Below are 12,809 nucleotides of genomic sequence, written 5' to 3'. Positions count from 1 at the left end.
CTGACCTACCGGCTCGTCACCACCTCGCGGCTGGCAGCGTGCGCGGCGATGTCCGCGCGCTCGAAATGCACGGGCTTCAGTCGGTGCGCGACGAACAGCGGTGCCTGGTCGGCGAAGTGCTTGCTTTTCGGCCGGGTCGTCGCCGCGCCGAACGGCTGGATCGATTCGGAGCGGACAGCGCCGCCGCCGGCTGGCCACTCGATGAACATCACGAAGCTGTCGCCGTGCTTGATCAGCAGCCGCCCGTCGTCGGGATCGACGTTCCAGCTGGTCGCGGCGCGCAAGGTGTCGCCGCCGCCGTCCATGGGGAGGTCGGTTGTGCCCTGCCGCACGCGGATCACCTCGCCCAGCGGCGGGTCGATCCGGCCCCAGTACTTTTCAAGGTGTTCGCTCGCCTTCTTCAGCTCTTCCTTGGGATCGGGCGCGGGCTTGAGGTTGTAGCTGGAGGACATCGCCTCCTTGAGCACCATCACGGCAAGCGCATCCGCGCGGCCGTTGCCGTCGGCCTTCAGATCCCAGGTGGCGAGCAGCCTCTGCGCCTCGGCCAGCTTGGGTTCGCTGCGCAGATCGAGCCGCGCGATGGCATCGAGCATCCACGCGACATAGCCGGTGCGCTCGTAGCCGGTGTCGTACTTGATCCGCTCGAGCTCGGTCCGCCCGATCGGGTTGGTGGCATCGAGCAGCAGCGCGGCGCGGCGGGTGCGGTTGGTGACGTCGAGCTCCACGCCCATCTCCGGCGCGAACCTTGCGGGATCGAGCTCGCTTCCCTTGCCGGCGGCGAGGAATGGCGTGTTGTTGGCGTTGTAGAGGAAACCTGAAGCCGGGTTGAGGATTTGCGGAACAGCCTCGAACGGCACGGTTTTCCGCCAGATCAGGTCCGAGCGGTCGCCCGGCAGGATCCCGCGCCAGTCCTGCCCCGGGACGCGCTGGGGGATCATTGCATTGTAGACGTAGGCGATGTTCCCGGCCTTGTCGGCGTAGAGGAAATTGGTCGAGGGAATGGCCATGAGCTTCAGCGCCGCCATCCATTCGTTCATGTCGCGGGCGCGGTTGAGGCGGTAGTACTCGGTCAGGTTGCCGAGGCTGCCGATCCCCGCATAGCGCACCGCGAACGCGCCCTGGTCGTTCACGATCACCGGACCATGTTCGCTGCGCCAGACCGTCCGGGGGATCGGCAGGGTTAGCGGCCCGAACCTGACCGGCAGCCAGACGGTGCGCTTCTCCAGCGGCCTCCACTGCCCGTCGAGCCGGTACTGCGTGCCATCGGCGTTCAGCACCAGCTTGTAGACATCGACGAGGTCGGGCCGGTTGACGGTGTTCGTCCAGCCCAGCGTGTCGTTGTGGCCCAGCGCAACCAGCGGCATCCCCGGGAAGGTCGCCCCGGCCATGTGCCAGCCCTCGTCGCTTTCGACAACCAGCTCATACCACGCGGTCCCGCCTCGCCACGGCTGGTGGGCGTTGGAGACGAGCCGGGTCACCCCGTCGCCGGAACGCTTGGGGGCGATGGCGAAGGCGTTGGAGCCGGCAAGGTCGGCATCCTCGCCCACCGGCAGCGGGCCGGGCCTTGTGTTGTTCGCGGCGAGGTCGATCTGGTCGCCGCCGCCTTGGGCATAGGCCGGCGCGGGCTTCCCATCGGTCGGCGGGCCATGGTCGCGGCGCGGCAGCTTGCCTTCCGCCAACGGACCGATCTGGCTACCCAGGCCATAGAAGAACGGCTGGCGCAGCGCGAAGCCGGCGGCAATGTCCTCGCCGGTGACCGGGAACAGGTTGGCCAGCTTGATCTCGCCCGGATGGGTCTTGGCATAGCGGTTGAGGCCTGTGGCATAGCCGTCGAGCAACGCGTGTACGTCCGCCGGCAGCTTCGCATACTCGCCGTCCACGGTCCCGCGGACGTTCAGCAGGTGGTATATGAAGTCGACCTTCGCCCCGTCTTCCCCCGCGATCGCGCCATAGCGCCCGCGGGCCATCGCGAAGACGTCCTGCAGCGTGGAGAAATCATCCTCTGCGTGGGCATAGGCGATGCCGAACGCGACTTCCGGATCGGTCCGGGCATGGATGTGCGGCACGCCCCATTCGTCGCGTGTAATCTCGGCGCGGTAATCGTATTTCGGCGGGGCATGGCCGGGGGTGAAAGCGAAGAACGGCTCCCACACCAGCAGACCGAGAATCAAGACAAGCGCGAAAATGAGCACGGTCCAGGTGGTGCGGGCGAGCCAGTTGCGGATCATCCGCGGTTGCTAGCGCACGGGGCGCGGGGTGGGAAGGGCGTGGGTCACAGGCGCGAATTGCTCTCTCCTATGGAGGTTCGTCACCCTGAACTCGTTTCAGGGTCCACTTTCGCCCTACCCTGACGGTTGGTTGGCCTGCTCAAACCTCAAGGCTGCTCACTCCTCGGACTCGGGAGGAGGTCGGCGGCGGGATGCTGAAACAAGTTGAGCATGACGAAGGGGTTGCAGGGCAGGCTGCCGCGATCCAGTCCCTTGCGTACCGTCGCTCAACCCCTTAGCCCTCGCCCCGAACAAGTTACCGGAGAAACCGATGCGCCTTCGTGCCGCCTTCTTTGCCCTGCCGCTCCTCGCCCTGTCGCTGCCCGCCGTGGCCGAGGATGTGACGTTCTCACCCGAGGCAGTGCGCGCGCATGTCACGTTCCTGGCGGACGACCTGCTCGAAGGCCGCGACACCGGCTCGCGCGGGTTCGACATCGCGTCCAACTATGTCGCCACTCAGTTCATGGCCATGGGGCTGAAGCCGGTCGGCGATCCCGCGACCGGATCGTACTTCCAGAAGCTGACCGTGCGCGAAGCGCGGCTGGACGGGACGCCGAAGGTCACGCTCAACTACGGCGGCAAGGACGTCGTGCTCGACAGCACGGCCAGCGTCCTTGTCGGGCCGAGCATCGCCGAACGGCAGGTCTCGATCGAAGCGCCGCTGGTCTTCGCCGGATACGGCTTCGACCGTCCCGAGCTCAAGCTGAGCGACTATAAGGGCCTCGACGTCCGCGGCAAGATCGTGGTCGTGCTTTCGGGCTTCCCCAAGGGCATGAACAGCGAGCTTGGCGCGAGCCTCGCCGGGGACAAGGGCGTGGTCGCGATGCGCCGCGGGGCGATCGGGGTGATCACCGTGCCGACGCTCGCCGACACCGCTCGCCGCCCGTGGGAGCGGCGGGTGGAATTGTCCGACAGCCCGTCGAAGTCGTTCCTGGAACCGGGCGGCGAGCCGTTCCGCCGGGCGCCCGGCATTCGTGCCGGAGCGGTGCTCAATCCCGACGCCGCGACCCCGCTGTTCGCCGCCGCCGGCAAGAACCTCGGCGCGATCCTCGCGGCGGCCGACAAGACCGGCGGGCGGCCGAAGGGCTTCCCAATGAAGGCCAAAGCGAAGATCGAAGTGGCCAGCACCTTCAAGGATCTCGCCACCCAGAACGTCGTCGCGGTCCTGCCGGGCAGCGATCCCGCGCTGGCCGGCGAATACGTCGCGCTCACCGCGCACCTCGACCACCTCGGCGTTCACGGCAAGGGCGAGGACAAGATCTCCAACGGCGCGATGGACAACGCCGCGGGTGTTGCGACGATGCTCGAAGTCGCGAAGAAGCTCAGCGCCGGCGGTGAGAAGCCCAAGCGCTCGGTCCTGTTCGCCGCGTTCACCGGCGAAGAGGGCGGGCTGCTCGGCTCGGGCTATCTTGCGCGCAACCCGGTGACCACGGGCGGCGAGATCGTCGGGCTCGTCAACTTCGACATGCCGGTGCTGACCTATCCGTTCACCGACGTCGTCGCCTTCGGCGCGGAGAACTCGACGCTCGGGCCGATGGTCGCCAACGCCGCGCAGAAGGCGGGTATCACGCTCTCGCCCGATCCGATGCCGGAGGAAGGGCTGTTCACCCGCTCCGACCACTACCGCTTTGTCCAGCAGGGCATTCCCTCGGTGTTCCTGATGACCGGGTTCGCCAACGGCGGCGAGGCGAAGTTCCGCGACTTCCTCAAGACCCACTACCACCAGCCGAGCGACGACCTGAACCTGCCGATCGACTGGCAGGCCGGGGCGAAGTTCGCCGAGGTGAACTATTACATCGTCCGCGAGATCGCCGACGCCGCCAAGCGCCCGCTGTGGTACCAGGGGAACTTCTTCGGCAAGGAATTCGCACTCAAGGCAGAGAAGGCGGCGAAGTAGTTTTTCCCGCAACATCAACCAAATGCGTCCCCGCGAAGGGGGGGACCTCCATCCATCAGGCGGACCATTTGCGGCACGAGGTCCCCGCCTTCGCGGGGACGCCGCTGAATTGCCGTCCACGGCACTGATCGTCTCGCAACGCGTTTTTGTCGAGCGACCCCTTGTGTTGCATGAAAGCCACACTACCTCCCTCGCAACAGGAGGAACACCCGTCTCATGAACCTCGAAAAATTCACCGACCGCGCCAAGGGCTTCCTGCAGGCGGCGCAGACCGTGGCCATTCGCAACAGCCATCAGCGCATCGGGCCGGAGCACCTGCTCAAGGCCCTGTTGGAGGATGGCGAAGGCATGGCCTCGGGCCTTATCCAGCGTGCGGGCGGCAATGCCCCGATCGCGCAGGCTGAAATCGACAAGGCACTCGCCAGGATTCCAGCGGTGTCGGGCGGCGGCGCGCAAGCGACCCCCGGTCTCGACAATGATGCGGTCCGCGTGCTCGACCAGGCCGAGCAGGTCGCGACCAAGAGCGGCGACAGCTTCGTCACGGTCGAGCGGATGCTCGTCGCGCTGGCGCTCGCCACCACCACCGTCGCGGGCCAGGCGCTCAAGGCCGCCAATGTCACCCCGCAGGCGCTCGAAGCGGCGATCACCCAGCTGCGCGGCGGGCGCACGGCCGACAGCGCCGGCGCGGAAAACGCCTACGAGGCGATGAAGAAATACGCCCGCGATCTCACCGATGCGGCGCGTGACGGCAAGCTCGACCCGGTGATCGGCCGCGACGAGGAAATCCGCCGCACCGTGCAGATCCTCGCCCGGCGGACAAAGAACAACCCGGCGCTGATCGGCGAACCCGGCGTCGGCAAGACTGCGATCGCCGAAGGGCTTGCCCTGCGCATCGCCAATGGCGACGTGCCCGACAGCCTCAAGGACCGCCGCCTGATGGCGCTCGACATGGGCGCACTGATCGCCGGCGCGAAGTATCGCGGCGAGTTCGAGGAGCGGCTGAAGGCCGTGCTCGACGAGGTCAAGGGCGCCGAGGGCGAAATCATCCTGTTCATCGACGAGATGCACACCCTGATCGGCGCGGGCAAAGGCGAGGGCGCGATGGACGCCTCGAACCTCCTGAAGCCCGCGCTGGCCCGCGGCGAACTGCACTGCATCGGCGCGACCACGCTCGACGAGTACCAGAAGTACGTCGAGAAGGACCCGGCGTTGCAACGGCGCTTCCAGCCGGTGTTCGTCGGCGAGCCGACGGTCGAGGACACGATCTCGATCCTGCGCGGGATCAAGGACAAGTACGAGGTCCACCACGGGGTGCGGATCGCCGATAACGCGATCGTCGCCGCCGCGACCCTGTCGCACCGCTACATTTCCGACCGCTTCCTGCCCGACAAGGCCATCGACCTGATGGACGAGGCGGCCAGCCGCATCCGCATGGAAGTGGAATCGAAGCCCGAGGAGATCGAGAAGCTCGACCGCCGGATCATCCAGATGAAGATCGAGGAGATGGCGCTTGGCCGTGAGACCGACCAGCCGTCGAAGGACCGGCTCGCGACCCTGCGCGAGGAACTCGCCAACCTCGAGCAGCAGTCAGCCGAGCTGACCACGCGCTGGCAGAACGAACGCGACAAGATCGCCGCGGAGGGCAAGGTCAAGGAACAGCTCGACGCCGCGCGGGTCGAACTCGAACAGGCCCAGCGCCAGGGCGACCTCGGCAAGGCCGGGGAGCTTGCCTATGGCCGCATTCCGGAGCTCGAGAAGCAGCTCGCCGAGGCGCAGGGCCATTCCGAAAACGCCCTGCTGCGCGAGGAAGTCACCGCCGAGGACATCGCCAGCGTCGTCAGCAAGTGGACCGGCGTGCCGGTCGACAAGATGATGGAGGGCGAGCGCGAGAAGCTGCTCCAGATGGAGCATGTGATCGGCCAACGCGTCATCGGCCAGAAGGACGCGGTGCTCGCCGTGTCGAAGGCCGTGCGCCGCGCGCGGGCCGGGCTGCAGGATCCGAACCGCCCACTGGGCTCGTTCCTGTTCCTCGGGCCCACCGGCGTCGGCAAGACCGAGCTGACCAAGGCGCTCGCCGGCTTCCTGTTCGACGACGACAACGCGATGGTCCGCATCGACATGTCGGAGTTCATGGAAAAGCACGCGGTGTCGCGCCTGATCGGCGCGCCTCCGGGCTATGTCGGCTATGACGAGGGCGGCGTGCTGACCGAAGCGGTTCGGCGCCGGCCTTACCAGGTCGTGCTGTTCGACGAGGTCGAGAAAGCCCACCCCGACGTGTTCAACGTGCTGCTCCAGGTGCTCGACGACGGGCGGCTGACGGACGGGCAGGGCCGGCAGGTGGACTTCACCAACACCCTGATCATCCTGACCAGCAACCTCGGCAGCCAGTATCTCGCCAACCTCGAGGAAGGGCAGGACGTCGAGAGCGTCGAGCCGCAGGTGATGGAGGTCGTGCGCGCGCACTTCCGGCCCGAATTCCTCAACCGGCTCGACGAGATCATCCTGTTCCACCGGCTGGGGCAGGAGCACATGGGACCGATCGTCGAGATCCAGGTGGCGCGGGTGGCGAAGCTGCTCAAGGACCGCAAGATCACGCTCGACCTGACCGAGGCGGCCAAGCGCTGGCTGGGGCGGGTCGGCTACGATCCGGTCTATGGCGCCAGGCCGCTCAAGCGGGCGGTGCAGCGGCACCTGCAGGACCCGCTCGCGGAGAAGCTGCTGGGCGGCGAAATCCCCGACGGCAGCACCCTCCGCATCGACGAGGGCGACGGCGCGCTGGCGATCGCGGTGGAGTGAAGTAAAGGCCACCCCTGACCCCCGTCCTGCCTGCGGGAGGGGGATTGAAGGGCTAGCTCCCGGCTTAGCGCAACCATTTCCCCTCCCGCAGGCGGGAGGGGTCAGGGGTGGGCATACCGCGAACAGTGGTTGGGGGTGGGGCCGCTCCTACTTCTTCAATCCGATCTCCCGCAGCCGCTGCTGCAGAAACTCGTCTGCGGTGATCGAGACCGGGTAGCGATCCGGATTCGCGGCGCTGACGCACTGCGGCAGGGTGCGGAACGGGAAGTCGCTGCGCAGGTGCAGGAAGAACGGCATCGAATAGCGGCTGAACCGCGCCCGCTCGGCATCCGGGTTTCGTACCCGGTGGACGGTCGAGGGCAGGACGTTGTTGGTCAGCCGCTCGAGCATGTCGCCGACGTTGACCACCAGCGCGCCTTCAGGCGGCGAGGCGCTGATCCACTTGCCCTCGCGGGTCAGCAGCTCGAGCCCCGCTTCCTCGGCACCGAGCAGCAGGGTGATGAGATTGATGTCGCCGTGCGCCCCGGCGCGGATCGCCTCGCCCTGGAGGTTCTCGATCGGCGGGTAGTGGAGCAGCCGCATGACCGAGTTGCCGTCGCTGATCGGGCCATCGAACCAGTGCGGGTCGAGCCCGAGGTAGACCGCAATCGCCGACAGGATCCGCGCGCCGGTCTCATCGAACTGCCGGTAGAGTTCGGTGAAGGTCTCGCGGAAGCCCTCGGGCTGTTCGGGCCAGACGTTCGGCGGCATCGAATCGGACAGCGGATGCCCGTCCGGCAGGTCCCGGCCGATGTGCCAGAACTCCTTGAGATCGTGAGCCTTGGCGTCCTTGGCGATTTCGGTGCCGAACGGGGTGTAGCCGCGCGCCCCGGCGATGGCGGGGTCGTGGTAAAGCCGCTTCTCGGCTTCGGGTAGCGCGAAGAACGCCTCCGACAGCGCCCATGCGCGGTCGATCAGCGCGCGGTCGATGCCGTGGTCCTTGACCATCGCGAAGCCGAAGGTCTGGAAGCTTTCCCCGATCTCGCGGGAGAGGGCGGCCGGGTCGCTGGCCAGCGACAGCACCGGCAGGGTTTCAAGGTTCATGGGTGTCCGTTCTCGAAAAATTCGCTAATGGCGCGCCTATAGACGAGCGGGACCCCGGTTTCATGACCAAAATCAACGACGATACTGCGCTGTGGCTGATGAAGTCGGAGCCGGACGTTTATTCATGGGACGATCTCGTCGCCGAGGGCGAGGGCACCTGGGACGGGGTGCGCAACCATCTCGCCGCGCGCAACCTGCGGACGATGAAGAAGGGCGACCTGGCGTTTTTCTATCACTCCAACATCGGCAAGGAGATCGTCGGCATCGCCAGGATCTCGAAGCCGGGGCTGACCGATCCGACCGACCCTGATGGCAAGTGGGCGGCGGTCAAGGTCAAGCCGGTAAAGAAGCTCAAGCGCCCGGTCTCCCTCGCCGAGATCAAGGGCACGCCCGAACTCGCCGAAATGGAATTGCTGCGCCTGTCGCGCCTCTCGGTTTCGGCAGTGCGACCGGCGGAGTGGGATTTCATCCTGGGCATGAGCAAGCGCAAGTAACCGGGAACGGAGCCCGGCTTCCAGCGTATCTCCTTGCAAGAGCGGCGAAATCCGTTTTGCCGCATAAAACAAGGAGATAGTCCCATGGGTGAACTGATCGACAAGGCCAAGGGCCTCGCCAACGAAGCCATCGGCAACACCAAGCAGGCCGCCGGCAAGGCGACCGACAGCCCCCGCCTCCATGGCGAAGGCGTTGCGCAGGAGCGCAAGGGCGAAGCGCAGCAGGTCAAGGGCAGCGTCAAGGGCACTCTCGGCGACGATATCTGATCGCCCTGCAGCATTGCAGAAAAAGAATACCGCGGGCGGTGCCGGAAGGCGCCGCCCGTTTCATTTGCGCTGTCCCCACGGTGTAAGGGGCTAGGCTGCAAACTGCGTCATTTCGGCACTGTGGACGAGACGCGCTGGAACCAAGTTAAGATTTTCTTAATTGTAGGTTCCATGAAGCGCAGACTCGTCCTCACCAGCGAAGGCGCCGGACATCCGTTCCGCCGCAGCTTGCCGCCCCGCGTGCTGCAGCGCCTGCCGCAGCATGAGCCTGAGGTTGCCGCGGCAATCGCGCGGCAGGAAACTGCAGAGCGTCCGCTGTGGGACTGGCGGGGTGAGACCCAGCGCTTTGCCGGCGACAGCGAAGGCGCGCTGATCCTGCCGGCCGTAGAGCAGGCGCCGCAATCGACGCTCGCACAGGACCTGCGCCACTTCGCGATGGCCTATGCCGCGTGCTTCGTGGCGGTGAGCCTGTTCATTCTTTAGGGCCCGCGGGGCCTAGTTAAAGGTTGATGTCCGTTCGCTCGCCGCGTCCTTCTCGGCGTTGAACAGCAACTGACCGAGCCACGCCGAAACGAGACACATCGCCGCGCTCAGCAGCAGCTGGTCGACCAGCGCGATCTTCGCCGCCGACAGCCCGACCGCAAGCAGCGAGCCCACCACCATCGCGCCCGAATTGACGATGTTGTTGGCGGCAATGGTGCGCGCCGTCTCGGACTTTGCGACCGTCGTCGTCAGGAACGCATAGAGCGGCACCACGAACATGCCCCCGCTCACCGCGATGCCGAGCAGCGTCAGCAGCAGCGGCACCGCCAGCGGCTGGGCGAGGAAGTGGCCGACATCGAGCAGGCCGTTCTCCGGGTGCGGTGTCCACTGCTTGCAGACCACGTGGAAGGCGACCACGAACAGTCCCATCACGACCACCGAAATCGGTGACCAGCGCGCGGAGACCGTGCCCTTGAGCAGTGCGTTGATTGACATAGAGCCGATCGCCACGCCGACCGAGAACACCACCAGGAACAGGCTGGCGACTTCCTTGCTCGCGGTCAGCACGTTCTTGGCGAGCGGCGGGAACTGGATGAACAGCACCGCGCCGATGGTCCAGAAGAAGCTGATCGCCATGATCGCGAGGAACACCCGGCGATGGTGCATGGTGTTGCGGATCAGCGCGAAGGATGAGCGGAAGAGATTGTAGTCGAGCGGCTCGACCGTGCTCAGCGGCGGGGCGGGGGGTACCTGCCGTCCGGCGAACCAGCCGAGCAAGGCGGTGAGCACGACGCCGCCCGCGGCGACCTCGACGGGGATCCACCCGGCGAGGATCGTTCCGGCGAGGATCGCGATATAGGTTCCCGCTTCGACCAGCCCGGTGCCGGCCAGCACCTCGTCATCGTGGAGATGCTGGGGCAGGATTGCGTACTTGATCGGGCCGAAGAAGGTCGAATGGACCCCCATCGCGAACAGCGCGAGCAGCATCATCGGGATCGCGGCGGAGTGCACCACGCCGGCCGAAATGACGTTCTCGGCGGCCAGCCAGGCGAGCACCAGTCCGCTGCCGCCGACCAGCATGATGGCGATCTCGCAAGCCTTGACGATGCGGATGATCCGCGCCTTGTCGCGCATGTCGGCCAATTGCCCGGCCAGTGCGGACAGCAGGAAGAACGGCAGGATGAACACGCCCGAGGCGATCGCCGAGAACCGCGCCTCCGCCTCTTCCGAGCTGTAGACGCTGTACACCACATACAGCACCATCGCGTTCTTGAAGAGGTTGTCGTTGAACGCTCCGAGGAGCTGGGTGACAAACAGCGGCAGGAACCGCCGGCTGGCCACAAGATGGGTCGAAGTTGTCATGCAGGCCCTTGCGGCATCCCCGATTGCGCGGGCGACCCTATAGACAAGTCAGCGCCGGGCAAGAGTGTTCCTTGCGTGTTTTACACGGGGGCAAGGGGGCGCTAGCAAGCAAGGCGATGCTGACGCTGCCCAACCTCCTCACCCTGTCGCGGATCGTGGCGGTGCCGCTGCTCGCGTTCTTCCTGTGGTGGCCCGACTGGGCGTTCGGCTATGCCATCGCCTTCGCGCTCTACTGCCTGATGGGGATCACCGACTATTTCGACGGCTACCTCGCCCGGGCGCAGGGCGCGGTGTCGCGGCTGGGGGTGTTCCTCGATCCGATCGCCGACAAGATCATGGTCGCCGCGGTGATCCTGATCCTCGCAGCGCAGGGCGTGCTCCGCGGACCCTATGTCGGCGACATGCACGTCATCGCGGGCCTCATCATCCTCGTGCGCGAGATCGCGGTTTCCGGGCTGCGCGAGTTCCTCGGCGGGCTGCAGGTTTCGGTCCCGGTGTCGAAGCTGGCGAAGTGGAAGACCACCTTCCAGCTCGTCTGCCTCGGCGCGCTGATCCTCGGCCACGCGATGCCGTGGTGGAACGTGACGATTGGCGCCCTGACGATGAACGTGCCCCACACCGTCGGCCTGACGACCCTGTGGGGTGCGGCGGTGCTGACCGTGGTGACGGGGTGGGATTACCTGCGGGTCGGGCTGAAGCACATGGATTGAGGTCGCTCAGGCGAACTCGTCGCGCTTCTGGTTTGGCCGGATCCGCCGGATCTTGCGGGCGCTTTCGTGTGGCAATCGCAGTTCGAAGTTCGTTAGCTGACGTCGAGCCATCTCATCTCCGAGTTTGGCAGACTGACGCAGCCAACGACGGTAGCCACTCATGTCGTTGCGATTGAAGCACGACATTGCGGCGTTGTGAGCGGCGCGGGAATCGCCGTAGCGGGCCGCGCGGTGATAGAGGCCCGCCGGACTGAACGAACTGGCTGCTGCGCCAAACGAGGCAAGGCGATTGTCGTCGCTGTACCAATCGGCAACTTCGACCATCGCAGCAGGATACCGGCGCAGGGCAAGGTGCCACATGATGGGCAGCCAAAGGCCAATGGCCCGGCCCTCGCGGATTTCGACCGCTCGCAGATAGAGGCGGTCCAGACGCTCAGCGCGGGCTTCGGACAGCTTTTTACCCAATTCACTCCACCCGCAGTTCGTCCGCCAGCATCCTGAACTCCTCGGCGCGCGGGCTGTTCTTGCGCCAGACCAGGGCGATCTCGCGGTAGGCGTGGTCGGACTTCAGCGGCCGCGCGACGATCTGGGTGTCGTGGAGGATCCCCGCCTCGACCGCCATTTCCGGCAGCATCGTCAGCCCCAGCCCGTTGTCGACCATCTGCACCAGCGTGTGCAGGCTGGTCCCGATCATCGTCGCCGAGGCGCGCAGTTCGGGGCGGTTGCAGGCGGCCAGCGCATGATCCTTGAGGCAGTGGCCGTCCTCGAGCAGCAGCAGGCGCGCCTCGTCGATGAGGCTCGGCGGGATTTCCGCCGGGGGATCGCGCGGGTCGTCCTTGGGGAAGGCCACATAGAGCGGATCGTTGAACAGGTGCTCGGCCTCGACCTCGCCGGTGGCGAAGGGGAGCGCCAGCAGGACGCAGTCGGCGCGGCCGTGGTGGAGCGATTCGATCGCCGCCGCGCTTGGCTCCTCGCGCAGGAACAGCTTGAGCTGCGGGCGATCCCTGCGCAGCCGCGGCAGCAGGCGCGGGAGCAGGAACGGCGCGATCGTGGGGATCACGCTCATCCTGAGTTCCCCGGCGAGCGGCGCGCCGTGGGCCTGGACGAGCTCGGACAGCTCCTCCGCCTCGCGCAGCAGGCGGTGCGCCTTGGCGACGACCTGGTTGCCGAGCGGGGTAAACCGCACCACCCGCCTTGTCCGCTCGACCAGCGTGATGCCGAGCAGCGATTCCAGCTCGCGCAGCCCCGCGGAAAGCGTTGACTGCGAGACGAAGCACGAGTCCGCGGCGCGCCCGAAATGCCCGTGCTCGTGCAGCGCGACGAGGTACTGCAGCTGCTTGAGGGTGGGGAGGTAGGTGGTCATCTTGGAAAATGTACACGCCCTAAGTCGTCATTGCGAGGGCCGCAGGCCCGCGGCAATCCAGTGCAAAGCGCACTGCTGCTGGATTGC

Annotated in this window: 11 protein-coding genes; 6 read left to right on the top strand and 5 right to left on the bottom strand. The window is 66.4% G+C overall.

Annotation, left to right across the window (positions count from 1 at the left end; translation table 11 throughout):
* Positions 1 to 5 precede the first annotated feature (5 nt).
* Complete coding sequence (locus AC3WLD_RS13535; protein ID WP_492557495.1) at positions 6 to 2,228, bottom strand: acylase; 2,223 nt, start codon at positions 2,226 to 2,228, stop codon at positions 6 to 8.
* 310 nt (positions 2,229 to 2,538) lie between these two features.
* On the opposite strand from AC3WLD_RS13535, the gene AC3WLD_RS13530 reads away from it, so the two are divergent.
* A complete protein-coding gene (locus AC3WLD_RS13530) occupies positions 2,539 to 4,164 on the top strand; it encodes a M28 family metallopeptidase (RefSeq protein WP_492557494.1) in 1,626 nt (541 codons plus the stop codon).
* 216 nt (positions 4,165 to 4,380) lie between these two features.
* Positions 4,381 to 6,960, top strand: coding sequence for an ATP-dependent chaperone ClpB (gene clpB / locus AC3WLD_RS13525; RefSeq protein WP_492557493.1), 2,580 nt, complete (start codon positions 4,381 to 4,383; stop codon positions 6,958 to 6,960).
* A gap of 147 nt (positions 6,961 to 7,107) precedes the next feature.
* Here clpB and AC3WLD_RS13520 read toward each other — a convergent pair whose 3' ends face one another.
* A complete protein-coding gene (locus tag AC3WLD_RS13520) occupies positions 7,108 to 8,043 on the bottom strand; it encodes an isopenicillin N synthase family dioxygenase (protein WP_492557492.1) in 936 nt (311 codons plus the stop codon).
* A 62-nt stretch (positions 8,044 to 8,105) separates the two neighbouring features.
* Between AC3WLD_RS13520 and AC3WLD_RS13515 the strand changes: the two genes are divergently transcribed.
* From AC3WLD_RS13515 to AC3WLD_RS13505, 3 genes are all read left to right on the top strand, one after another.
* Positions 8,106 to 8,537, top strand: coding sequence for an EVE domain-containing protein (locus tag AC3WLD_RS13515; RefSeq protein ID WP_492557491.1), 432 nt, complete (start codon positions 8,106 to 8,108; stop codon positions 8,535 to 8,537).
* Positions 8,538 to 8,621: 84 nt separating this feature from the next.
* Complete coding sequence (locus AC3WLD_RS13510) at positions 8,622 to 8,804, top strand: CsbD family protein (protein ID WP_492557490.1); 183 nt, start codon at positions 8,622 to 8,624, stop codon at positions 8,802 to 8,804.
* 171 nt (positions 8,805 to 8,975) lie between these two features.
* Positions 8,976 to 9,287, top strand: coding sequence for a hypothetical protein (locus tag AC3WLD_RS13505; RefSeq protein ID WP_492557489.1), 312 nt, complete (start codon positions 8,976 to 8,978; stop codon positions 9,285 to 9,287).
* A gap of 12 nt (positions 9,288 to 9,299) precedes the next feature.
* Here the strand turns inward: AC3WLD_RS13505 and AC3WLD_RS13500 are convergent, their stop codons facing one another.
* Positions 9,300 to 10,649, bottom strand: a complete 1,350-nt coding sequence (locus tag AC3WLD_RS13500; protein WP_492557488.1) for an MFS transporter — start codon at positions 10,647 to 10,649, stop codon at positions 9,300 to 9,302.
* A gap of 116 nt (positions 10,650 to 10,765) precedes the next feature.
* Between AC3WLD_RS13500 and pgsA the strand changes: the two genes are divergently transcribed.
* Positions 10,766 to 11,359, top strand: coding sequence for a CDP-diacylglycerol--glycerol-3-phosphate 3-phosphatidyltransferase (pgsA, locus tag AC3WLD_RS13495; RefSeq protein ID WP_492557487.1), 594 nt, complete (start codon positions 10,766 to 10,768; stop codon positions 11,357 to 11,359).
* Between the two features lie 6 nt (positions 11,360 to 11,365).
* Here the strand turns inward: pgsA and AC3WLD_RS13490 are convergent, their stop codons facing one another.
* Both AC3WLD_RS13490 and AC3WLD_RS13485 read right to left on the bottom strand, forming a co-directional pair.
* Positions 11,366 to 11,824 (bottom strand): hypothetical protein, encoded by a 459-nt coding sequence (locus AC3WLD_RS13490; RefSeq protein WP_492557486.1) that lies wholly within the window; start codon positions 11,822 to 11,824, stop codon positions 11,366 to 11,368.
* A gap of 1 nt (position 11,825) precedes the next feature.
* On the bottom strand, positions 11,826 to 12,722 hold the full coding sequence (locus tag AC3WLD_RS13485) for a hydrogen peroxide-inducible genes activator (RefSeq protein ID WP_492557485.1): 897 nt from the start codon (positions 12,720 to 12,722) through the stop codon (positions 11,826 to 11,828).
* Positions 12,723 to 12,809: the final 87 nt, after the last annotated feature.

The sequence above is a fragment of the Novosphingobium sp. FW305-C-111 genome (assembly GCF_058783565.1).
This window is presented reverse-complemented; position numbering and strand designations above follow the sequence as displayed.